The sequence below is a fragment of the Collimonas sp. GW821-FHT02H07 genome (assembly GCF_059421505.1).
Genome location: NZ_JBWKVC010000015.1, coordinates 25815 through 49955, shown reverse-complemented (window position 1 = coordinate 49955; position 24141 = coordinate 25815). Strand labels below are relative to the sequence as shown.

Below are 24141 nucleotides of genomic sequence, written 5' to 3'. Positions count from 1 at the left end.
TACCATGCATCCATTCCACTTAACGAAGCGCCCTGTCGGCGGCTTCACGTTGATTGAACTGATGATAGTTGTAGCGATCGTAGGCATCCTTGCCGCCGTCGCCTATCCATCGTTCCAGTCTTACGTCCTGCACTCTCGCCGCGCGGACGCCCTGACGGCGTTGTCGCAAGACCAGGTGATCATCGAACGCTGCTACGCCCAGAATTTTTCCTATAGCCAGGCTTGCGCGGCACTCCCGACTTTTCCTTTGGCCTCTCCGCAGGGTTTTTATTCCGTTGCCCTGTCCAACCTGACGGCAACGACCTATACGCTCAGCGCTACCTCCATTGGATCACAAACGAAAGATACCCAATGCGCCTCCCTGACCATCGACCAGGCGAACCAGAAATCCGCACTAGATAGCAGTGGCAATGTGCAGACCGTCTGCTGGAACCCTTAGGAGGCAACCCATGATGAGAAAATCGCTTATCTTTTTCGTATTTGGCACGATGCTTGCAGGCCAGCCGCATGCCGCGGATCCGGGAATTTCCGACACTGAAATACGCCTGGGCATGGTCAACGCCCAATCCGGGGCGGCCGCCGGGCTGGGCCAGGGCATGCGGGTTGGCGCCATGGCGGTTTTCAACGATGTCAACAGCAGCGGCGGGATTCATGGGCGGCAGATAAATTTGCTGGTGGATGACGATGCCTACGATCCCAACAAGGCAATCGATGCAACATTGAAAATGACTGAGGAAATGAATGTCTTTGCCTTGTTCGGGTATGTAGGAACGCCAACCGCGAACGCCGTCCTGCCTATCATCAAGGACACGAAAATACCTCTCGTGGGGATATTCAGCGGAGCGATGCTTTTACGAAAGCCGCTCATTCCGGAAGTGTTCAATCTGCGCGCCAGCTACGGAGATGAAACGGAAATTCTGGTCGATCATTTCATCAAGGATAAAGGCGCCAAACGCTTCGCAGTCTTTTATCAGGACGACGGATTCGGCCTGGCGGTGCTGGCCGGAACAGAACAGGCATTAAAACGGCGCAACATCGACGTTGTCGCCAAAGCGACTTTCCAGCGCGGGACGATTGCAATCCAGGCCGGGCTCGCCACCTTAATCGAGAGCAAGCCTGACGTCGTGATCATGGCTGGTCCTTATACGCCGCTGTCGGCATTTATCAAAGATGCGAAGAAAGAGGGATTGAATGCCAATCTGGCGACCGTGTCTTTCGTCGGCACCGACAATCTGGTGAAGCTATTGGGAGTCGACGGCGACGGCGTCGTCATATCGCAAGTCGTCCCTTTTCCAGAAAATCGCGGCTTGCCGCTCGCCAGAGAATGCGCAACCTTGATCGAAAAATATGCCCCAGGGGAAAAGCTCGGGTTTGTCAATTTCGAAGGATGCATTGCCGCCAGGGCCATGGCAATCGCCCTGGAAAGAACCGGCTCGGGATTGACGCGGCTGGGACTGATCCACGCTCTCGAATCGATCAAGGGGCTGGATATCGGCGGCATGCAACTCAATCTCGGGCCGGACAATCATCAAGCCTCGAACTCGGTTTTTTTGACCAGAATATCGCAAGGAAAAATAACCTCGGTTGAGACCATTCCAAAATAGCCCATGCGATATCCAACCTGACAAAGAAGTTAGGCGTTAGAAAACGAGGTCTTCGTGAAAATCAAAACGAAACTGATGGCGGGCACCGGATTGCTGTTATTGGGAGTGATGGCGATTTCCGTGACAAGTTTCATCGCTTTAACCGGTGTTTCTTCAAGCGTGTACAGGCTGACCGATGAATCAATACCCTTGCAATTGAAGACCAGCGAACTGCAGCGGACAATCGAAAAAATGTCAGCCAATTTTTTCAAGCTCGGCATGTCCACAGATCGCCGGCAACAAGCGCAATCATCGGCGGCAATCGACGGCAATATCAAGTCGCTCGAAACCATCACGCGCGACATCCGGCAACGGGATAGGCAAGGCATGGAGATCAATCCTGTCTTGTATAAAGACATGCAGAGCAAGATGGATTTTGCAGTCAGCGACCGTTTAAGGGATACCGAAATATTCAGAGACGAGGCCCGCAACGTTAAAGGCACGCTGGCAAATATAGAGCAATCGATCAGCACCGTTAAGAGCAGCATCGGCTCGCTGAATATCCAGGCAGAAAAAGTGGTCGCCGCGGCGCAGCAGGAAAATCTTTCCTCGAACCAGATTATCAAAGAATTTGCCAGCATCAGAATGCACGTGAAAGACTTGATCATCATCGTGGGCGAGCTCGAAACTGTAAAGAACCGCTATCGGCTCACCCCCTTGGTGGAACGCATGAAAGCCGCGGAAAATGCGGTCAAGAATATTTCTTACGCCCAGGGCGACACGATAAAAATCAAGGAAATAGGCAATTCCGTTTCTGCATTGGTTGAGCGCGTTCTCAACAACAAAAGCGGATTGATTGCCTTGCGCGCAAAAGTATTCACGAACATCAACGCGGAGGCCGATTATTTTTCAGAAAAGAAAAATATCATCCAGGAATTGGAGTCCGTTGACGCAAAGATATCCGAGGCCATCGACCCGATAGAAATGCAGCTCGTCCGTGACCGCCACGAACTTGAAGCAGCCAATGCATTCTTGCGGCAAGCGACACGCGTGAAAGACGCTGGCAACGCCATCACCATCGATGTCAACGAGTTGAACAGTGCAATTGGCGGTGTGATCCTGAGCGAATCGGAGAGCGAATTCAAAGCGAGCGTGGCCGTTGCAAGGACCGAAGCCAAAGAGTTGCAGGAGAGTGATTCCTTGTTCAGAAAGGAGCTCCTGGACACGCAGAAAAAAAAATATATTACCGATGCAAATGCCGTCAGCCGGCTTATCCGGATACTCAATGACGGGTCTGAAAGAATCATCACGGCAAAGGCGCGCGTGCTTGCAAGCGACGTTGCGTTGCGCGAAATCGTTGAGCAGGTAAATGCCGTCTCGCGGGAAAAAGTGGCCTACAGCGACTTGCAAGTGGAAAAAATCGGCAAGCAGCAGCAAGGCGTGGTATCGAATGTTCAAGGTTCGGTCAATGCCTCGTTTATCGTCATCATGGCCGCGGCTTTATTGCTGGGTTTCGGCAGCATCGCTGTCAATACGAAAATCGGAGCCTCGATCGTTCGCCCGCTTTCCCGCTTATCCACCACTATCGAACACATACGAGGCGGCAAGGATCTCTCTTTGCGGGTGCTCGAACACGGCTCGGACGAAATCGGAATACTGATCAACGGCTTTAACAGCATGCTTGAGAATATCGACCAGCGCGATACCCAGCTCAAGCTCGCGACGGCGGAAGCACAGGCCGGCAGCCGCGCGAAGTCGGAATTTCTTGCCAAGATGAGCCACGAAATCCGCACTCCCATGAACGGCGTGCTGGGCATGACCGAATTATTGCTGCGCACCGAGCTAAGCGCCAAGCAGCAACGTTTCGTCAACTCGGTGTACCGCTCCGGCGAATCGCTTCTGACGGTGATTGACGACATCCTGGATTTTTCAAAGATCGAAGCCGGCAAGCTGACATTGGAACAGAACGAATTCAATTTGCGGCAGACGATTGACGATGTCATCGTCTTGCTTGCTCACAGCGCCCATCGCAAGGACCTCGATCTCATTTGCCATATGGCGGAGAGTTTGCCGCAGAATGTCCGAGGCGACTCGGTGCGCTTGCGACAAGTCATCACGAATCTGATAAACAATGCGATCAAGTTCACCGACCACGGAAAAGTAGTGCTGGACGTGCGCTGCCACGACCAGGATCGTGTCTGCTTTACGGTATCCGATACGGGCATAGGCATAGCGCCGGAGGTCGCGGCGAATCTGTTTCAACCTTTCCAGCAAGCGGACAGTTCAATTTCACGCAAATATGGCGGTACCGGGCTGGGCCTGGTCATCACCAAGCAGCTCGTCGAAATGATGGGCGGGACGATCGAATTGAAGAGTTCGCCAGATCAGGGGTCGACTTTTTCGTTCACCTTGCACTTTGAGCGCCTGGCCGAGGCGGCCGCCCCTCATGCTCCTGCCATACGGGCATCTCTGGCCGGAGTGAAAATACTGATCGTCGACGACAATGCGACCGACCGCAGCATTCTTCTGGAGCATGCGGGCGAATGGAAGATGGACGTCGTAAGCGCCTCGAGCGGTGCAGAGGCGTTGCAGCAGCTGCGCGCCGCCGTGGCCAATGACGCGCACTTTGATGTCGCCATCATCGACGTCTGCATGCCGGTCATGGACGGCGCCGCTCTCGTAAAAGCGGTCAAAGCCGATACTTCCCTCGCGCAACTGAAAATCATCATGCTGACTTCGTTCGACACTGTCGACGATATCAATCTTGCCCGCAAGCTGGGGGTCGAATACTGCTTCAATAAGCCGGTACGCGGAACCGGTCTTTACGACGGCATCGTCACAGCGATGGCAGGAAATGCGCCAAATGCGGCGCGGCACACGCTGCCGGCGATCGCTCCGGCATGCGCTCCGGCCGACAGTTCAGCTTCCCATCCCCCTATGGCGATCAACGTTTTACTGGCGGAGGACAACACAATCAATCAGGAAATCGCCGCAGCAATGCTTGAGGATACCGAGTACCGCGTCGCCATCGCTGAAAACGGCCATGCGGTGCTGTCCATGCTTGCTACCGGCGATTTCGATGTTGTATTGATGGATTGCCAAATGCCGGAAATGGACGGCTTCCAGGCCACGCGCGTGCTGCGGCGCCAGGAACTTCTCACTGGCTGCCCGCGCATACCCGTCATTGCGCTTACCGCGAATGCCATTGGCGGCGACAGAGAACGCTGCCTGGAAGCGGGCATGGACGACTATATCTCGAAGCCGTTTCGGCGCGACATATTGTTAAAGACGCTCGCAAACTGGACACAAGCCGCAAAAAACACGCCAAGTCCTGCATCAATCGCAGACGAGACGCCGACCGCGTCAGCCACGATAGAAACTGTCAGCATCGACCCTAAAGCGCTGCAGGCATTGCGTGCACTGCAAAGACCTGGGCGTCCTGACGTGCTGACCCGGGTGGTCGATCTGTTTATTCTTGACGCCCCCCGCCTGCTTGCCGCAATGCGCAACGCTGTCACGGAAAATGATGCCGAGGCTTTGCGGCATGCGGCACATACGCTGAAATCAACAAGTGCGAATGTCGGCGCCGTGGCGCTCGCCGCGCACTGCCGGGAAATCGAACAATTGGCGCGATCCGCGAATGTTGCGGCGACCGTTACACCATTGGATGACGCGGTGGAAGAACTTGATCGCGTCCTTGTAGCACTTGCACTGGAAAGGGTTGCCGCATGAGCCAAGAAACCAAAGACCTTCCCCTGGTACTCGTCGTGGACGACGATGCGATGACCCGTATGCTTGTCGTAGAGGCGCTCGAACCGGAGGGTTTCAGGGTGGCGGAAGCGGCCGGCGGCATCGAAGGCATCGAGATGTTCCGGCGGCTCCAGCCTGACATCATGCTGTTAGACGTCAGCATGCCTGAAATGGACGGATTCGAGTGCTGCAAGCGCATACGTGAATTACCTGATGGCAAGCGTATACCGATTGTCGTCCTCACCGGAAACGACGATGACGAATCGATTACGCAGGCATTCGAGGCCGGCGCTACTGATTTTCTTTCCAAGCCTATGCGCTGGAAACTGCTTCCGCACCGGGTGCGCTACTTGTTAAGGGCAAGCGAAGCATTGAAGGATCTGGCCCGCAGCGAGGCCAGTCTCACCTATGCTCAAGGATTGGCGCATGTGGGGAACTGGGAATATGACCCGGAAAGCGCCGACGGTTACTGGTCTCCGGAAGTCTATCGAATTCTGGGACTCGACGAGAATAACACGCCGCCCCGTTTCGAATCGCTGCTGCAAGCGGCGCCCAACGATGAGCAACCCAAGTTGATTTATTGCTTCATGAATCTACGCACCGAGGGTATCAGCTATAGCCTGGAGCACCGTATCACGCGTCCCGACGGGGACGAGCGGATTGTTCTCCAGCAGGCGGAAGCGTTGCGCGAGCACGGTCAAATCCTGGCGTTGCGAGGCACTCTGCAGGACATCACCGAACGGAAGATGTACGAGGCAAGGATCGAATATCTGGCCAACCATGACGCGCTTACCGACCTGCCCAACCGTAACTTGTTAAGCGACCGCATTACACAGTCAATCGCTCATGCGAATCGTACCGGCCAGCATATGGCCGTGATGTTTCTCGATCTGGATCGATTCAAATTCATCAATGACAATTTCGGCCACCCCGCGGGAGACAGTTTGCTCAATGCCGTTGCGACCAGGCTTAAAGCGGCGACGCGCGAAGAGGATACTGTAGCGCGGCTGGGAGGAGATGAATTCGTCATCATGCTGCCGGCTTTCAGCGCTCCCGACAATACAGAGGTCGCGGTGAGCAGAGTGCTAGAGGCATTTTCCGCTCCCTTCTCTGTCGGCGATCACGAACTGCATATCACGACCAGCATCGGGGTGAGCATTTATCCGGAAGACGGCGGCAATAGCGAGACCTTGCTTAAAACGGCCGATGCCGCCTTATACAGTGCGAAAGAAAAGGGCAGGAATTGCTCCCAGCTCTATACCCGTGAGATGGGCGTCCAGGTGGAGGAACAGGCGGAGCTCGAAAATGCACTGCGTCTGGCTGTCCTGCAGCATGAATTCGAGCTCCACTATCAACCCAAGGTCGACCTCAAAAGTCGCCGGGTCAATGGCGTTGAAGCGCTGCTGCGCTGGCGCCGTCCAGGCGTTGGCTTGATTCCTCCGGATAGCTTCATTCCCTTGGCGGAAGAAACGGGATTGATTGTACCGATAGGCGAGTGGGTATTGAGAACGGCTTGCGTCCAGGCCAAAGCCTGGCAAGCTGCAGGGCATCTTGAGCTCAGCATGGCAGTGAACGTGTCGGCGCGCCAATTCCGGCAGCAAAATGTTGTGGAACTCGTCCGCAGCGCTCTGCTTGACAGCGGCCTTGCCGCTGAATATCTGGAACTGGAGTTGACAGAAAGCGTGCTCATGCGAGATCGAGAGACTGCGGTGAAAACCCTGCGTAGTCTCAAAGAGATAGGCGTGGTTTTGACGCTGGACGATTTCGGCACCGGATATTCGAGTCTCTCCTATCTCAAGGAATTTCCCTTCGACGTGGTGAAGATCGACAAGTCGTTCATCTCCGACGTGACGAATAGCGTCGATGGCGCGTCGCTCACCAAATCTATCATTGCCATGGCCGAATCTCTTCATATGACGACGGTTGCTGAAGGAGTCGAGACGGAAGGTCAACTGGGATTTTTGAGCAATAATCGCTGCGACACCATGCAAGGCTATTATTTCAGCCGTCCATTGCCGATAGACGAAATGGACGCGCTGCTTGGCGCAGGCACGCATTTGCCGGGTGACAGCCGATCCAGCGATCCACTCAAGCGCGTTCTGCTGCTTGTCTGCAACGATGAAGAAACACTGGCCTCCCTCAATCGCCTGTTACTGCCAGACGGCTATCAAATCTTCAGCACAAGCAGCCCGCTTGAAGCGTTGGAACTGCTGGCGATCCATCCTGTCGGCGTCATCGTATCTGACCTGGGCAAGCCGGAAATACCTGTCATCGATCCCTTAAGCCGCGTCAAGGGACTCTATCCGCATATAGTCCGGATCATGCTTTCCGGTTATTCCGAAATACAGCTGGCGACTGGCGAAATCAATGAGACAACCGTTTATAAATTCCTGACAAAGCCGTGGGATGACCGCCTGCTGCGACAGCATGTCGGAGAGTCGTTTCGGCGCTACGAAGCACGCACAACGGGTAAAAATCCGGCGCAGGAATTCAAGCTCAATGCGCCCGCCTTGAAATAGGGAATCGCAATACGCCAAACGAAAATTTTTCTTGAAATGCGACGGTTTTTGAATCATCACGGAGAAGTTTATGGATACCGATTTCGACTGGCCACTGCCACCACACTTCGAATCAATCTCTGCATCCTCTGCAATGAACGATGGCAAAGTGCCGTGCATCGTTGCCATGCCAGACGGCAGCCGGAAAGTCGGCAATCTGCTGAGCTTTGACCTGGAAACCTCATCGATAGAGTTCCATCCGGAACGTGCCAGCGGCAACCTGCGCATCGGCTTTGCCAATCTCAAAAGCATCCGCCTAACGCTGCCGATAGAGTTAAAGAAAATGGAATTGCCTTCAACGGTGGAAACACAAGGGGGTTTAACCATCCCGATTCGGCAAAAATGCATGATTTCGTTCAAGGATGGGGAACATCTGCTCTCCGAAACGGTAGGTTACGTTCCGCGCGAAAGCGGGATTTTTCTCTTTCTTGTCGGCGTCGGCAACAACGTGGTGCGCTGGTTTATTCCGACTGAAGCAATTGCCAGCTATCAAATTGGCGAGAAACTCGGCCAGATGCTGATCGATACGAGAATGGCGTCGGCGGACGATGTCGATGCCGGCTTAAGGAAGCAAAGCCAGCTAAGGGAATCCAAGCTGGGGGAGTATCTGCAGCTAGAGAGCCTGGTCACGGAAGTGCAAGTGGAAATGGCGTTGCAAAAGCAGCGATCGATGCCTCACCTTAAGCTGGGAGAGGCATTAATCCAGGAAAAGCTGATCACCATTGAACAGCTGGCGCAAGCGCTGAAGAAGCAAAATGAAGACAGAAAGCTGCACCTGGGCGAAATCCTGGTCGGCATGGGTTTCGTCACCAAAGAAAGCATTAAAAGAATATTGGCGCAAAAGCTTGGCATTCCCTTCGTTACCCTGCCCCAGTTCCAGTTCGACTTGAGTCTGACCAAGATCGTACCGGCCGAGCTGGCGCGAAAATACATCGTGATGCCGCTCTACCGAACCCAGTCACGCATGGTGGTGGCAATGGAAGATCCACTGTCGTCAGAAGCGTTGAAGGCATTATCGTTTTGCGCCAAGCTCACGATCGACCCCGTCATGGCGTCCGAGACTGACCTGGTGGAAGTCATTTCAAGATTCTATGGCCGGCTGGGGGAACGTCAGGATATCTCTGAATTCGTTTCTAAAATGGACGATGGCATCGGCGCCGAACTGAACCCGGCTGCCAATGAGGTCATTACCGAATCCGACAACACCATGGTTCGCCTGGTCAACAAGATCATCCTCGACGCATTCGAGCAAGGCGCCTCCGACATTCATATCGAAGTCATGAAAGGCAATGAACCCACCCGGGTCCGCTTTCGCAAAGACGGCATCATGGTCGATTATTCGAACATTCCGGCAAACTATCGCAATGCGCTGGTGTCCCGTCTCAAGATCATGAGCCGCCTCGATATTTCCGAGAAGCGCCGCTCCCAGGATGGAAAGCTGAATTTCGAGCAGTTCGGTCCTGCCAAAATTGAGCTTCGCGTCGTCACCATGCCGACCACAGAAGGCCTGGAAGATATCGTGATGCGCATACTTGCGGCGCCAAAGGCCTTATCCCTGGATGCACTAGGCCTGTCTGCCACGGTGCTGGAAGGACTCAAAAAGCTCGCCCTGAAGCCCCATGGACTGTTGTTTGTCTGCGGCCCGACCGGATCGGGAAAAACGACAACCTTGCATTCTCTGCTCAGCTATATCAACACCAGCGAACGAAAAATATGGACGGTCGAAGATCCTATAGAAATTACCCAGAAGGGTCTGCGGCAAGTACAGGTTCACGCAAAAATCGACCTGACATTCGCCGCGGTATTGCGCAGCTTTTTGCGGGCGGATCCTGATGTCATCATGGTGGGAGAAACAAGAGACCCGGAAACGGCCCGGACCGTCATCGAAGCTTCACTCACCGGGCATCTGGTATTTTCCACCTTGCATACCAACAGCGCAGTCGAAAGCGTTGTCAGGTTGCTGGATCTCGGCCTGGACCCTTTTAACTTTGCCGATGCGCTGCTAGGCGTAGTCGGTCAACGGCTCACGCGTAAATTGTGCACCGCCTGCCGTCAACGTTATTCCGCCACTGCCGAGCAAATCAAGATGCTTGCTTACGAATATTGCCTGGAGACCGGGCTCCAGGAAGAAGAAATGATAGCGCAATGGCAAAAACAATATGGCCACGGCAGTGCAGCGCCGACGCTATACAAGGCCGTAGGCTGCGAAAAATGCGACAAGAGCGGCTACAAAGGCAGATTGGGCGTACACGAATTGCTGATTAACGCTCCAGCCATCAGGAAGCAAATCCATGCGAAAGCGAATGTGCCGGAAATATTGAAAACCGCTGTTGGAGAAGGCATGCGGACCTTGAAACAAGACGGGATCGACAAGATATTCCAAGGCTTGACCGACTGGGAGCAGGTAAGAATGCTCTAAGGCGAATATCGGCGGACCGAATGGATAAGTCCACCTCCCGTTCAGGAGGTGGATGGAATTCTAGCCGGCATGATCAAGTGCTACTTGCCTTCTCCAGCTGTATCGGCTGCTTGGCAACCGCGGCGGCCCCGGTGTCGAAATAGAGCTTCAAAGCCATGATCTCGCGGGAGACATCCGCTGGAAAACCTTTGCGGGTTCCTCGTTGATCCAGCAAGAGTTCGGCAAACAATTTTTCACCGGCCGGACGCTGCGGCCAAACTTCGGCGAATTGGTTGGCGATACGCGGATAATGTTTGATGAGCCATAAAGGCCAGATTTCTGTAGGCAGCGACAGCAACCAATTGTATGTCCGCTCCTGCAACTTCAAATCGGCGGGCCCATGCAAGCGGCGCAATTTCTCCCAGTTCTCTTCTTGCCTGCTGCGCAGCTCGGCGTCCAGTACAGCCTTGGCTTCCGAAACCGAGACTTTTTCGAATGGAATTGCGTCCATAAAACCTCCTAAAAGAGGGAATCCAGAGTCGAAGTTGCCACTCTCCAGGCAATAATGGCGGGTGATTGGCGTCAATTGATACATCCGACAACAAGCGGCTAAAATGTTTCCAATTGGAATTTATTCTACACCTTTTCAATCGTTGGAAACGATTGCTCCCTCTCGGCGATGTTGAGAATTTTCTGGCATGCAAGCCATCAGGCAGCGGAACCCGCTATCGAAATTGCTGATTACCGCAATGAAATTAATAAATAACTATTGTATTGATCTGTGGCGGCCTATGATGAATAATAGTTTCCATATAAAAACATTTCGACATATTTCCGTACGCCCTTTTACGACAGAAAAGAGACACGCCGACTTTCAATTTTGCAATCACTTTCCACAATAAAAAACCATGAACGGTCTCCGAGACAGATTGGCACGGCAAGCAGGACTAGCGGCCAAACGTATATCAATTACGTCGCTGGCCATGATTTTCGTGATTCTTGTATGCCTGTCTTTGGTATTCATCGATGGCTGGCGAAGCTGGACAGCCCGTCATATCCAGCTACAGGAAATGCGGGTTTCCACCTCCAATATGACGCGCGCCATAGCGCAACATGCGGACGATACTATTAAAGCAGCCGACACCACCCTTGTCGGTCTCGTCGAGCGGGTACAAGCTGACGGCACCGGCCCTGACGCTTTGCAGCGGCTGCATCGGCTGCTGATCCAGCGGGTTCGCGAACTGCCTCAACTCCAAGGTTTGTTCATCTATGACGAAAAAGGGAATTGGCTCGCCAATGCGTTGCCGGCGACGCCATCCAACGTCAATAATTCAGACCGGGATTATTTCATCTATCACAGTACCCACTTGGATCTAAAACCTTACATCGGACTGCCCCTACGCAGCCGATCAACAGGCAAATGGATCATCACCGTCTCGCGCAGAATCAACCATGCCGATGGCAGCTTCGCCGGCGTTGCGCTGGCCACCATCGATATGGATTACTTCAATAATTTTTACGCAAGCTTCGATATCGGCCGCCACGGCGCCATCGTGCTTGGGCTGAACAATGGCGTCATGCTGACCCGTCGGCCGCTGTTGGCGGATACCAACGGGAAAAGCATAGCAAACACCCCTCTGTTTCGCGACCACGTTGCAAAGAGGGCCACAGACACGATTTTCATCGTTTCCGCACTGGACGGAGTGAGGCGCCTGAACAGCTTCCGGCACTTGGAGCAATATCCCTTGTTCGTCGCCACAGCGCTGTCGGAAAATGAAATCCTTGCGGATTGGCTCACAGATACTTATTTGCATTCCGCAGGCGTGGGGATACTGCTTATCGTATTGAGCATGCTGGGATTTCATCTGGTCGCTCAAATCAAGCGACGCTTGAATGCGGAAGCAGAACTCGTCCGCGCACGGGATGCATTGGAAACACTCAACCAGACGCTCGAAAGGCTGGCGTTGCAAGACGGCCTCACCGGCCTTGCGAATCGCCGCCATTTCGACATTGCGCTGGACAAGGAGTTTAGCCGCGCGGTGCGAGAGGCAAGTTCGCTGGCCCTGGTCATGATTGATGTCGACTGCTTCAAACAATATAACGACATCTATGGTCACGCAGCAGGCGACGAATGCTTGCGAAAGATCAGTGAAATTGTAAAGACCAGTCAGAGTCGCCCCGGCGACGTCGCCGCGCGCTACGGCGGCGAGGAGCTTGGCGTGCTGCTTCCCGGCACAGACGTACGCGGCGCAATGATGATTGCCGAAAAAATTCGTCTGGAAATCCACAACCTGGGCATCGAACATAAAGGTAATTCAGCCGGCGTGGTCACAGTCAGCGCTGGCGTTGACGCGTTTGTTCCGATTCAAGATCTGGATGACCCGTTAGAGCTGATACAAGCGGCAGATAAGGCCCTATACGCAGCAAAATCCGGCGGACGCGATCGTGTTTGCGAAAACAATGACGCTGCCAGCTCTCACCGATCCGCCACCCGGCAGGAGTCGCCTGCCATCCTGTAAAGCGACCATCGCCGGCGCAGACAGCAGCTAGGGCCTGTTAACATTTGATTTGGGAGATGCGTTCCAACCAAAACGTGTGCTGGTAAGGCGCGTGGCGTAGCTGGGGCTGGTGCCCCAGCAAGCCATGCAACGCCGCCAGCGCACGTTTTGGTGGGAACCCTCCGGGAACGGCTGCAGGCGTCACATGCCGTCGTTACGACTCCTTGCCGTAGCACCGCTACGTCGCGTCGTCGCGCCTAGGCCTGTAACGCCTGCCGCGCGTTCGCACTCACAAATCAAATGTTAACAGGCCCTAAGCGTTAGAAATCCGTTTTCCCAAAACGGGCGACGCCCTTGTTCATGCCGGGAGGATCGAGCGGCGCAAGATCAAGATCGATGGGCTCGCCTATCCAATGCGCCAGACTGGTGTGATCGGCGAGGTCGTCGTCGGTGAGCGGATGCACCAGCGCCGTCAGCCCCGAGGACTCGATGATGGGAACAATTGCTTCCAGGTCCGCTTTTATAAAATGGATTTCAAACTGGGGAATCGGATGCGGTCCGACCTTGCGGTCCCGCAGCTGCCCGACAAAAAGAATCGGTGCAGCGCCTGCAGGTTCTTTCAGTCCGCTCAGGCGCCGATGCAAGGCTTCGGCGCCTGCGCGCTCATCGAGCTGGTAGTAGATATGGGCGTGATAAGGAGCGTTTTGATCATTCATGTTGTTTTCAGTTTGAAGGTTATATGATGAAGCTGCCGCGACTAGCCTGAGACGCAAATCATTTTACAGCGCATTTTGAATCACCTATCCTGTCCCCTCCTTCCCCATCAAATGCTCAGCGCGGAGATGCCATGACTGTCCGCTTCAAGGGCGAGCCTGGCGAACAGGCCGCATTGTTCTTTTACGATCCTTCCGGCAATGCGCTTGAATTCAAGGCATTCAAGGACCTGAAGCAGTTGTTCGCCCAATATCCCCGCCCCGGGTCAAGCTCCGCCTGCCGGCATGTAAATCCCCGGCAAATACAATATTTCCGCCTGTGATACGTCTTCACAGTATGGCAACGACGCTGACCCCTGACCTGATGGCCGCATCCGACAAGCAAATCACCGATACCGTCTTGCGCGAAACTGCGCGGTTGCGCAGTTTCATCCGCAAGCGCATGCCCGATGCCAACGAGGCGGAAGACGTGCTGCAGGAAGTGTTCCACGAACTGGTCGAAGCCAGCCGGCTGCCTGAGCCGATAGAACAGGTGGGCGCATGGCTGTTCCGGGTGGCGCGCAACCGTATCGTCGACCGCTTCCGCAAGAAAAGGGAGCAGCAGCTGCCGGACACGGAACAGCTAGACGACGAGGACATCGGCATAGCCGAGCTGCTGCCACAGGCCGACGCCGGCCCGGAAGCGGCCTATGCGCGCAGCGTGCTGCTGGCGGCGCTGTATGACGCGCTCGATGAATTGCCGCCCAAGCAGCGCGATGTATTCATCGCTCACGAACTGGAGCGGCGCAGCTTCAAGGAGCTGGCGGCGGAGAGCGGCGAGAGCGTCAACACGCTGCTGGCGCGCAAGCGCTACGCCGTGCTGCACCTGCGCCAGCGCCTGCAAGAAATCTATGACGAATTCGATTTGTAATATGAAGGAGAAATGAAGATGGACAGAAAATGGAAGTTCCTGAAAATCGCGTTGCTGGTCTTGCTCGGCATCGCCGTCCTCGGCTGGATCGTGATGTCGCTGTGGAACTGGCTATTGCCGTCGCTGTTCGCCGGCGCGCAGCAGATCGACTACCTGCGCGCCATCGGCCTGCTGGTCCTGTGCCGCATCCTGTTCGGCGGCTTCCGCGGCCGTGGCGGCTGGCATGGCGGCCATCATCGCCGGCGCTGGGAACAGATGACGGAAGAGGAAAAAGAAAAATTCAAGGATGGCATGCGCATGTTCCGCGGCCGCGGTAAATGGCATGAGTAAGCCGGTTTCAGCACACTGCAAGCAGCCGCCCGGCGTCATCGTGCCGCTGGTGAATTTCAAGCGCTGTGAAGGCAAGGCGGATTGCGTGGCGGTGTGTCCGGAAAACGTGTTTGAAATCCGCCGCATCGACGCCGCCGATTACCAGCCGCTGGGGCCGCTGAACAAGTTCAAGCTGCGGGTGCACGGCATGCAGGTGGCTTACACGCCGAATGCCGACGCTTGTCGCGCTTGCGGCTTGTGTGTGACAGCCTGTCCGGAAAAAGCGATCAGCCTGACCAGGGCGGCCTGATCAGTGCCTCCAAGCAATATTTCAGCAGGCGCGCTAAAATCGAAGCTACATTCCGCTCGTGTAGTGTTTCGTAGCTAATGGCGCTTTAGAAATGGTGGATTTTCGCGTCAGGCTAGGCGGATGGCCGCCCCGCGCGAACCGGAGCGATAGTAAGACTATCGCGAGGATTTGCAACGACGCATGGCGCGAAAAGACGCGGTCGGCCAGACGCCGTTTATAAAGTGTCATTAGCTACGAAACACTGCACGGATGCCGTCCAAACCAATGGAGCCCGATTCATGCTGCGTTCTGCCGTGCTGTCCGCCTTGCTTGCCCTCACCGTCACTCCCCTCGTCAACGCCGCCAGCGATCCCTTGAGCACGATCGCCGAGCGCTCCGGTTTCCAGAAAACCGGGCGCTACGAAGAAGTCATTGCGCTGTGCGCCGCCTTCCAGAAAGCGTATCCCAAGCAGGTGCGCTGCACCGAGTTCGGCCGTACGCCGGAGGGCCGCCCCATGCTGGCGCTGATCGTCTCGCGCAGCGGCGCGCTCAGCGCAGAGCAGGCGCACAAGCGCGGCTTGCCGGTGCTGCTGGTGCAGGGCGGTATCCATGCCGGCGAAATCGACGGCAAGGATGCCGGCTTCCTGGCTTTGCGCGAAGCCTTGCAGGATACATCCGCCGACAGCCCGCTCGGCAAGCAGGTGCTGGTCTTCGTGCCAGTCTTCAATATCGACGGCCATGAGCGCTTCGGCCGCTGGAACCGTCCCAACCAGCGCGGTCCGGAAGAGATGGGCTGGCGCACCACCGGCCAGAACTTCAACCTCAATCGCGATTATGCGAAAGCCGATGCGCCGGAAATGCAGGCCATGCTGAAGCTGGTCAACCAGTGGGATCCGCTGGCCTATATCGACCTGCACGTCACCGACGGCGCCAAGTTCGAACATGACGTCTCGATCCAGGTTGAACCGGTGCACGCCAGCGACCTCGCCCAGCGCAAGGATGGCGAGGCGCTGCGCGACGCCGTGATCAGCGACCTGAGCAAACAGGGCTCGCTGCCGCTGCCGTTCTACATGTCGTTCAAGGTCGACGACGACCCTAGTTCCGGCTTTGTCGACGGCGTCTCGCCGCCGCGCTTTTCCACTGGCTATTTTCATCTGCGCAACCGCTTCGGGATGCTGGTCGAGACCCATTCCTGGAAAGATTATCCGACGCGCGTGCGCATCACCCACAACACCATCGTCTCGATCATGGCGCAGATCGCCGCGCACGGCGACGCCTGGCTAAAGACGGCGCAGCAGGCTGACCAGCGGGCTGCCAAGCTGGCCGGCCAGCCGGTTGCACTGAGCTATGAGGCAAGCGAAAAGACCCGCCCGGTGGCGTTCCGCGGTTACGAATATACGCGCACCCAGTCGGACATCTCGGGTGCGCTGATGACGCGCTACGATGAGAGCAAGCCGCAGATCTGGAATGTCGCGGTGCGCGACGACCTGCAGCCGGAGCTGAGCGTCAACGCGCCGCGGGCCGGTTATCTGGTGCCGGCGGCGCACGCCGCCTGGGTCGGGGAAAAACTGCGGCAGCACGGGATCGCTTTCCGCGTGTTACCCGCGGCGCTGAACCGGGCCGAGCTGGAAACCTTCCGCGCCACCAAAACCACGTTTGATGCGCAGTCGATGGAAAGCCATCAGGCGCTCAAGCTGCAGGGCGCGTGGCATGCCGAAACCCGCGAGCTCGGCGCCGGCGCCTTGTTCGTGCCGATCGCGCAGGCCAAGGCACGGCTGGTGATGGCTTTGCTGGAGCCGCAGGCGCCGGATTCGCTGGCAGCCTGGGGCCGATTCAACAATGCCTTCGAAAAGAAGGAATATATGGAAGCGTATGTAGCGGAAGACGTCGCGCGCGCGCAACTGGCGGCGGATCCTGCGCTGGCGGCGGAGTTCAAGAAGAAGCTGGCCGACGATCCTGAATTCGCCAAGGATCCGGCAGCGCGGCTGGAGTTCTTCGCGCGCAGGCACTCTTCCTGGGATGAACGGTTCAATCTGTACCCGGTGCTGCGCACCGATGTCGTGCCGGGGTGAAAACGGCGCTGAACGCTGGTTTTGTTGTTGCGCCCGGAATGACTGCCGGCGCAGCAACGATTTACTCTTGCGAACCGCCGGCTTTACGGGACAGGTAGAAACGCAGGGCAAAAGCGGCGACAACGGCCAGCAGCGGCAAAGTTTGAAGAAAGGTCATGGCAGGGCTCCGAAAGAATAGAATCAGTATTGATGCATTGCAGCATATAAAAACGCTGCGCATATGGCCAATTCTTATTTCTGATGCCTACTATCAGTTTCGTGAATAACACGGCGCCGACTTTCCCGTTTCCCCATATAAAAAGCCCGCTATCTTTAACGATGCGGGCTTTCCCTGTCTCCTCACCTCTAGAGAGATGGACTCTTTTTTGCGTGAAAGTGATACTGAGCTAAAAAACTTTAACAGTCATCATGCGCCGCAACATAGCGTTGTTTTGCACCCACACAAACAGATACAACTTGTTGCTCAGGTGGATTTCGCGTAGCGATGACATCACCGCCCCTGCCGGATAAAATCCATGGCCTTTTCGGCAATCATGATGGTCGGCGCGTTGGTATTGCCGCCGATCAGGGTCGGCATGATCGATGCGTCAACCACCCGCAAACCCTGTATGCCATGCACTTTCAAGGTGGGATCGACCACCGCGGCCGGGTCGGTGCCCATCTTGCAGCTGCCGACCGGATGGTAGACCGTATCCGTGTAAGTCCTCAGCACGTCGCGGATCTGGTCGTCCGACTCCACTCCCGCGGTGCGTATATCGCGTTTGCTATAGGCGGCCAGCGCCGGCGCGTCCAGCAGTTTGCGCGTCATCTTGAAGCCGGCCACCATATCTTCCAGGTCTTGCGGATCGCCGAAAAAATTCGGGTCGATCAGCGGCGCATCCTGCGGATTGGTGTTGCGCAGCCTGACCTCGCCTTTGCTGCGCGGGTGCAGCAGGCAGACGTGACAGGAAAAGCCGTGTCCCAGATGCAGTTTGCGGGCGTGGTTTTCGACGCAGGCGATGACGAAGTGCAGCTGCAGATCCGGCGCCGCCAGCTCCGGACGCGTCTTCAAAAAGCCGCCGCATTCAGAGAAATTACTGGTAAGCATGCCGCGCCGTTCATGCCGAAAGCGCTGCAGTTCCTTGAATATGCGCAGCGAGCCGCTGGCGGAAATACCGAAGGTATCCAGGCTGTCCGACTTATGGCAAAACACGAAGTCGGGATGGTCCTGCAGATTCTTGCCGACGCCGGGTAAATGGTGCTGCACCTGGATGCCCAGCTTGCGCAGCTCGGTGCCGTCGCCTATGCCCGACAGCATCAGGATCTGGGGCGACTGGAAAGCGCCGGCCGACAGGATCACTTCGCGCCGCGCGCGCAAAGTGCGCAGCTGGCCGCCCTGCCGCACTTCGACGCCGACGACCCGCCCTTGCTGCATGATCAGGCGCTCGGTATAGGCGCCGGTTTGCACGCTCAGGTTGCTGCGCTGCCCCATATGCGGCAGCAGATAGGCGCGCGCCGCACTCCAGCGCTCGCCATTTTTTTGCGTCACCTGATATATGCCCAGCCCTTCTTGATGCTCGGCGTTGAAATCCGTGCTGAGCGGATAGCCGGCCTGGCGCGCGGCTTCCAGATAGTGCTGGTGGATGGGATTGTCGGTGCGCAGGTCGCTGACCCACAAAGGACCGTCCTGCCCGTGCCAGGCATTGGAAAACTGTTCGTTATGTTCTGATTTCTTGAAGTATGGCAGCACATCGTCGAAGGCCCAGCCGCTGTTGCCCAGCTGCGCCCAGTGGTCGTAGTCGGAACGATGGCCGCGGATGTAGACCATGGCGTTGATCGCCGAGGAACCGCCCAGCGTCTTGCCGCGCGGCTGATAACCGCGGCGGCCGTTGAAGCCGGCTTGCGGCACCGTCTCGAAGGCCCAGTTGTTGAGCCTGGTGGGCACCATGCTGACCGCGCCGACCGGCATTTTCACCGCCCAGCTGTCGCCGCTGCCGCCAGCCTCCAGCAGACATACCGACACTGCCGGATCTTCCGTCAGGCGCCCTGCCATCACGCAACCGCCAGAACCGCCGCCTACCACCACAAAGTCGAACTCTTCATCCACGTCGCGTCTCCCCGTCTTGTTATAGGCATTGCGTGCAGCAGGCTTAGCCAACCGATGCAACAAATTTAACAGCTACGGGAAAATCACGCTACGTGGTGAGCTAGAGCAATTGTTTCAATTACGCAAAAGGATCAATGCAATACCTAGAGGATTCAGTGTGCTTTCGACATGACGACCAGCCATTTGCGAAACAGCAGGATTTCCAGGTGTCCGGCCTGGATGCCGGCATTGCACTCGACCACAGGATTGCTTCGGTACAGGCGTTTGTAGAAATCGCGGCAGATGAACAACTCGCGCTTGCCGAAACGCATCATGATTGAGGAAGGGGTAGACTCCATACCAAAGCGGGAGCCGGAGGTAATATCCAAGTTCGTCATGGCAGCAATTCCAATCTCGTTGAAGAAGATTGAACTGTACCATAACTACTGTATATGCATACAGTAAAATGCAGCGTGTCTGTTTTTAGTCACGCCGCACTATATTGCTGATCTTGCCGGCCGGTGCGGCAAGATCAGCGACGCCAGCCGCCGCGGTCATGCCAGTGATCGTGCCAGCCGCGTCCGCGCCAGTAGGCCGGACGGCCATAGCCATAATAGCCTGGAGGATAGTAGCCCGGAGCGCCATACACTACGACTGGCGCCGGACGCACATAGACTGGCGGCGGCGGTGCATAGTAGACCGGCGGCGGCGCTAAATAGACCGGTGGCGGCGGATAATAAGCCGGCACGCCGACATTCACCGACCAGTTGACGCCGGCAAAGGCAGGCGCCGCCGAAAACATCAGGCCGGCAGCGGCAAACAATCCAAGCAAGGTAACGCGCATGGTCTTTTTCATGGCAGTTCTCAATGTATCTGGGTTAAACATAACTATATTTAACCTAAATTCCGGACACATCGCCACGCAGAAGTCGTAAGGCCTGTAACAACATGTATCGCTATGGCCAAACCGTGGCATTTTAGGCACAGCCGGAAGCTAATCGGCCGCCAGCTCGCTGCGCTTGAACCGGGCAACAAAGACCATCCCCAGGGCGATCAGAAAAAGCCCCGCCAGCAGCATGACGGCATTGCCCATCACCCGCGGGTAGCCCAGATTGTCGACATTCAGGAAAGGATAAGGATAGAAGCCGGACGAACTGCCGCGCAGCATCGCCATCACGAAATACGCCAGCGGATAGATCAGCCACAGCAAGCTGTCCTTCGCCTGCAAACCCTGCTTCGGCACATACAGCGACCAGTACAGTACGCACAGCAGCGGCACCACGGTGTGCAAACCCTCGTCGGACAAGCGGTGCAGGCCGGTGAACGGCGCATGGTTGCGCAGCAGCAGGTTGTAGCCGAGCCCGACGAAGATGATGTACAGGGTCACCGCCGTCTGCACCCCGGGCCGGGAGAAATACTGGCCGGGCAGCGAGTCCGGTTTCAGCAGCAGCACGCTGCAGGCCACTGCGACCAGTATATTGGTGAGGATGGTCAGGTAGCCGAACATGCGCCACACCGCCTCGCCATAAGTCATGCCCTGAGACAGCAGCAAGGGAATCGAAATCGAGAATTGCGCAATGATGGCAAACCACGCAATCAGGGCGATCAGGAGCAGCAGCAAGCGCGGCGCAAGGGCAGTATTTTTATTCATGGTCGGGCCTGGATTCAAGCGACGCCCTGGTCAAGGCTCAGCATGCGTTCCACATAGCGGGCGATCAGGTCGACTTCCAGGTTGACTTGCTTGCCGACTTGCAGATGCTTGAGCGCGGTCACTTCGATCGTATGCGGAATCAGGTTGATCGAAAACAGGCAGCCGTCGGCGACGTCGTCGACCCGGTTGACCGTCAGCGAGACGCCGTTGACCACCACCGACCCCTTGTAGGCGAAATACTTTGCCAGCTCGCGCGCCGACTTGATCACCAGTTCCCAGGACTCGCCCACCGGCTCGAATTTTTCGACGCGGCCGAGGCCGTCGACGTGGCCCGACACCAGATGGCCGCCGAGGCGGTCGGCCAGGGTCAGCGCCTTTTCCAGGTTGATCTCGCCGCTGGCGTCGAGGCCGACAGTGCGGTTCAGGCTTTCGCGCGAGACGTCCACTTCAAAGGTGTTCTCGGTCTTGGCGACCACCGTCATGCAGGCGCCGTTGAGCGAAATCGAATCGCCCAGCGCGACGTCGGCCAGCGCCAGGCCGCCGGCGTCAACCGCCAGCCGGACGCCGTCATCAGCGCTGCTGCCCAGTGGTTTAACGGAAGTGATTTTGCCGACGGCGGCGACGATACCAGTGAACATGATAGCAATCAAAAAATTAATGGAATCGTGCAAGGATACGCAAATCCTCGCCGATTTGCTCGATTTGGTGGAATTTCAGGGCAATTTTATCCTGCAGGTTTTCCAGCGCGGGCAGGCCGAACATGCCACGGCCGTCGCCCAGGATGGCCGGCGCCAGGTAGACCAGCAGCTCGTCCACGCAATGCTCGCGGATCAGGGAAGCGTTCAGCTTGGAGCCGGCTTCCACGTGCAGTTCATTGATCTCGCGCTTGCCCAGCTCCAGGATAACTTGCGGCAAATCCACTTTGCCGCCGGAATTCGGCAGCACCACTACCTCGGCGCCCTGCTGCTCCAGCATGGCTTGCTTGGCGGCATCGGCAGTCGCGGTAAAAATCAGGTTGCCGCCGCCGATCAGGATCTTGGCGTCCGGACTGATGCTTAGCTTGCTGTCAACAATCACCCGCAACGGCTGCCGCGCCAGCTTAACGGTGCGCACCGTGAGCTGGGGATTATCTTCCTTGACGGTGCCGATGCCGGTCAGGATGGCGCCGGCGCGGGCGCGCCACATATGGCCGTCGTCGCGCGCCGCCTGGGAGGTGATCCACTGGCTCTGGCCGTTATGCAGCGCGGTCTTGCCATCCAGGCTGGCGGCCACTTTGAGCCGGACCCAGGGCTTGCCGGTTTGCATGCGGGTAAAGAAACCGATATTCAGTTCGCGCGCCGGCGCCGCCAGCACGCCAGACTCGACGGCGATGCCGGCCGCCTGCAGGCGCGCCATGCCCTGCCCGGCCACCAGCGGATTAGGATCTTCCAGCGCTGCCACCACCTTGCCGACGCCGGCGCGCACCAGCGCATCGGCGCAAGGCGGGGTGCGGCCGAAATGACTGCACGGCTCCAGCGTCACGTACACCGTGGCGCCGCGCACGTCGTGGCCCCTGGCGGCGGCATCCTGCAAGGCCTGGATTTCGGCATGGTTGCCGCCCGGCGGCTGAGTAAAGCCGCTGCCGATCAGCTGGCCATCCTTGACGATCACGCAGCCGATGGCGGGATTGGGCGAACTGGAGAGCCGGCCGTTTTCAGCAAGCTGCAAGGCCTGCGACATGAAGATTTCAGCCTGGGTCATGGGGTGAGCACGAAAATCATAGGTAAACCGTCGGAAAGGGGAGATGTATTGATTGTACAAAATATGCCGTATCGCCAGCGAATTTAAATCGGATAGGGAGTTTAGGCAGTTATGGCGCCGGCGGCGGAGCCAGGCTGGCGGCGGCCTGGTTGCGCAGCGTGACGGTGCGCATGAATACCTGGCGCAGGCTGCGGTCGCCCGCTACCCGGGCGGCGCCGTCGCAATCGAGGTAGTGTTGCGGCGCGGCGGCGAACATCTGCTCGCCGCGGATCTGCAAACACAGCCGGACGCTGACCACGCGTTTCCAGTTGGCCTGCTGGTCCTCCGACAACGCCGCGACCTGGCTGGCGTCCAGCAGCTGGCCCGGCGTCGCGTCTCCCGCCGCCGCCACGCCGTACATCAGCTGCAATTGTTCGACGTTGTTGAGCAGCGGCTGCGCGTTGTTGCTGCCATTGCCCTGGCAATACAAGGCGTTGACGGAGCTGTCGGGACTGCTGGCGACAAAGAACTGATTGCGCGCGATGCGGACCTGCGGCCTCAGGCGGTGGGCCGGATGATCGTCAGGCACCGCCATCGGGTCTACCTGGTTGCCGTTGCAATCCACCCCGGCGCCGCTGTCCGAATCCACATCATCGTCAGTCCGGTAGGCGACTTCAAAAGCCGCCGTCCCTGGCCCGCTGCCGCAGGAAAAATCCTTGCCTGAACCAAGCGGCCTGGCAAAGCCATGCGCGCAACCGCGCAAGCCTTGCGCCGGCCGGCCGTCCGCTTGAATGAAATCGGTCACCGCCGGCGTACCCGCCGACACCAGGTTGCCGAAACCGGCCTGCCGCAGATTCCGCTCCATCAACCCCATGGCATGGCTGCCGTCCTGCTGCAGCCGCAACTTTTCATCGCTCAGGCGGAAGCCGGCTTTGCTGCTGAGATAAAGGGTCGTGCTCAACAATAGCAGCGCCGCTCCCAGCGCCATCGCCACCAGCAGTTCCACCAATGAAAAGCCAGGTTGCGCCGCTGGCTTCAGCATTCGCTGCCATCGCTCTTGAATCTGATGCGGCCGGAACCGGCGACGCATACCGTGCGCGCAAACTCGCCCTTGTGGCTGAAGACCACCTTGGCGAAGTTGCCGTTGGCATCGCCGCCGGCGTGATAGGTAATCGTGGCGCGGCCGGCACGGGCCAGGGTATTGGCGTCGAGCGCGCCTTGCCGCAGCAGTATCCGGCGGCTGTCGGCCTCCAGCACCAGCCAGCCCGCGGCCCAGTCGGCGCCGTCGCGATCGCCGCTGGCGGCGGCGCTGCAGCGCGCGCCATCCGTCTCGGCAGTGCTGCTGCGGCAGACCTTCACGGCGCGGCCACGCTTGACGGCTTCGCTGCGCGCCAGGGTAAGTGCGGCGATCAGCAGGCGGCTTTCCGCCGCCAGCCGGTTCTGGATCACAAACGCGCGCATCGATGGCAGCGCCAGAGCCAGCAGAATGCCCATGATCGCCAGCACGGCCAAGGCTTCCACCAGCGTTATGCCACCCTGTCGCGGCAAGAGCTGCCCAGGCGGTCGAGGAAAGGACATCAGCTGCCTCCTGCTTATCCGTAAAGTTATATTTCCGACAAGCATTCT

General features: G+C 57.2%; 20 protein-coding genes and 1 pseudogene. 11 read left to right on the top strand and 10 right to left on the bottom strand.

The features are described 5' to 3' along the window. Positions 1-4: 4 nt before the first annotated feature. From AC07V8_RS20795 to AC07V8_RS20775, 5 genes are all read left to right on the top strand, one after another. On the top strand, positions 5-439 hold the full coding sequence (locus AC07V8_RS20795; RefSeq protein ID WP_494680037.1) for a type IV pilin protein: 435 nt from the start codon (positions 5-7) through the stop codon (positions 437-439). Positions 440-449: 10 nt separating this feature from the next. After that, positions 450-1604 (top strand): ABC transporter substrate-binding protein, encoded by a 1155-nt coding sequence (locus AC07V8_RS20790; protein ID WP_494680038.1) that lies wholly within the window; start codon positions 450-452, stop codon positions 1602-1604. A gap of 54 nt (positions 1605-1658) precedes the next feature. Next, positions 1659-5315, top strand: coding sequence for a response regulator (locus AC07V8_RS20785; protein WP_494680039.1), 3657 nt, complete (start codon positions 1659-1661; stop codon positions 5313-5315). Beyond that, a complete protein-coding gene (locus AC07V8_RS20780) occupies positions 5312-7852 on the top strand; it encodes an EAL domain-containing protein (RefSeq protein WP_494680040.1) in 2541 nt (846 codons plus the stop codon). Before AC07V8_RS20785 ends, AC07V8_RS20780 begins: the two co-directional genes overlap by 4 nt. 70 nt (positions 7853-7922) lie before the next feature. Beyond that, on the top strand, positions 7923-10310 hold the full coding sequence (locus tag AC07V8_RS20775) for a GspE/PulE family protein (RefSeq protein WP_494680041.1): 2388 nt from the start codon (positions 7923-7925) through the stop codon (positions 10308-10310). 73 nt (positions 10311-10383) lie between these two features. Here AC07V8_RS20775 and AC07V8_RS20770 read toward each other — a convergent pair whose 3' ends face one another. Further along, positions 10384-10800 (bottom strand): hypothetical protein, encoded by a 417-nt coding sequence (locus AC07V8_RS20770; protein WP_494680042.1) that lies wholly within the window; start codon positions 10798-10800, stop codon positions 10384-10386. 397 nt (positions 10801-11197) lie between these two features. Here AC07V8_RS20770 and AC07V8_RS20765 point away from each other — a divergent pair, with 397 nt between their 5' ends. Beyond that, entirely contained in the window at positions 11198-12808 is a 1611-nt protein-coding gene (locus tag AC07V8_RS20765; RefSeq protein ID WP_494680043.1) for a sensor domain-containing diguanylate cyclase, read from the top strand. Between the two features lie 299 nt (positions 12809-13107). Here the strand turns inward: AC07V8_RS20765 and AC07V8_RS20760 are convergent, their stop codons facing one another. Then, on the bottom strand, positions 13108-13503 hold the full coding sequence (locus tag AC07V8_RS20760) for a DOPA 4,5-dioxygenase family protein (RefSeq protein WP_494680044.1): 396 nt from the start codon (positions 13501-13503) through the stop codon (positions 13108-13110). 137 nt (positions 13504-13640) lie between these two features. Between AC07V8_RS20760 and AC07V8_RS20755 the strand changes: the two are divergent. The 5 genes and pseudogenes from AC07V8_RS20755 to AC07V8_RS20735 all read left to right on the top strand — a co-directional run. Further along, positions 13641-13751 (top strand): annotated as a pseudogene (locus AC07V8_RS20755) (VOC family protein); the annotation flags it as partial. 86 nt (positions 13752-13837) lie between these two features. After that, positions 13838-14410 (top strand): RNA polymerase sigma factor, encoded by a 573-nt coding sequence (locus AC07V8_RS20750; protein ID WP_494680045.1) that lies wholly within the window; start codon positions 13838-13840, stop codon positions 14408-14410. Between the two features lie 18 nt (positions 14411-14428). After that, the gene (locus tag AC07V8_RS20745) at positions 14429-14740 is read left to right on the top strand and encodes a hypothetical protein (RefSeq protein WP_494680046.1); all 312 of its coding nucleotides are present in this window, start codon (positions 14429-14431) and stop codon (positions 14738-14740) included. Beyond that, positions 14733-15029, top strand: coding sequence for a 4Fe-4S dicluster domain-containing protein (locus AC07V8_RS20740; RefSeq protein WP_494680047.1), 297 nt, complete (start codon positions 14733-14735; stop codon positions 15027-15029). The genes AC07V8_RS20745 and AC07V8_RS20740 overlap by 8 nt, the downstream gene beginning before the upstream one ends. A gap of 278 nt (positions 15030-15307) precedes the next feature. Then, entirely contained in the window at positions 15308-17080 is a 1773-nt protein-coding gene (locus AC07V8_RS20735; RefSeq protein WP_494680048.1) for a M14 family metallopeptidase, read from the top strand. Positions 17081-17570: 490 nt separating this feature from the next. Here the strand turns inward: AC07V8_RS20735 and AC07V8_RS20730 are convergent, their stop codons facing one another. The 8 genes from AC07V8_RS20730 to AC07V8_RS20695 form a co-directional block, all read right to left on the bottom strand. Continuing rightward, on the bottom strand, positions 17571-19166 hold the full coding sequence (locus AC07V8_RS20730) for a GMC family oxidoreductase (RefSeq protein ID WP_494680049.1): 1596 nt from the start codon (positions 19164-19166) through the stop codon (positions 17571-17573). Positions 19167-19318: 152 nt separating this feature from the next. Further along, positions 19319-19543, bottom strand: coding sequence for a hypothetical protein (locus AC07V8_RS20725; RefSeq protein WP_098493700.1), 225 nt, complete (start codon positions 19541-19543; stop codon positions 19319-19321). Positions 19544-19677: 134 nt separating this feature from the next. Beyond that, a complete protein-coding gene (locus AC07V8_RS20720) occupies positions 19678-20001 on the bottom strand; it encodes a hypothetical protein (protein WP_230427523.1) in 324 nt (107 codons plus the stop codon). Positions 20002-20139: 138 nt separating this feature from the next. After that, complete coding sequence (locus tag AC07V8_RS20715; RefSeq protein ID WP_494680050.1) at positions 20140-20796, bottom strand: Pr6Pr family membrane protein; 657 nt, start codon at positions 20794-20796, stop codon at positions 20140-20142. A 14-nt stretch (positions 20797-20810) separates the two neighbouring features. Continuing rightward, positions 20811-21434 (bottom strand): riboflavin synthase, encoded by a 624-nt coding sequence (locus tag AC07V8_RS20710; RefSeq protein WP_494680051.1) that lies wholly within the window; start codon positions 21432-21434, stop codon positions 20811-20813. A 16-nt stretch (positions 21435-21450) separates the two neighbouring features. After that, complete coding sequence (gene ribD, locus AC07V8_RS20705) at positions 21451-22536, bottom strand: bifunctional diaminohydroxyphosphoribosylaminopyrimidine deaminase/5-amino-6-(5-phosphoribosylamino)uracil reductase RibD (protein WP_494680052.1); 1086 nt, start codon at positions 22534-22536, stop codon at positions 21451-21453. A 109-nt stretch (positions 22537-22645) separates the two neighbouring features. Then, complete coding sequence (locus tag AC07V8_RS20700; protein ID WP_494680053.1) at positions 22646-23557, bottom strand: PilW family protein; 912 nt, start codon at positions 23555-23557, stop codon at positions 22646-22648. Continuing rightward, positions 23551-24093: a GspH/FimT family pseudopilin gene (locus AC07V8_RS20695; RefSeq protein ID WP_494680054.1), complete on the bottom strand. Its 543-nt coding sequence runs from the start codon at positions 24091-24093 to the stop codon at positions 23551-23553. The genes AC07V8_RS20700 and AC07V8_RS20695 overlap by 7 nt, the downstream gene beginning before the upstream one ends. Positions 24094-24141 lie beyond the last annotated feature (48 nt).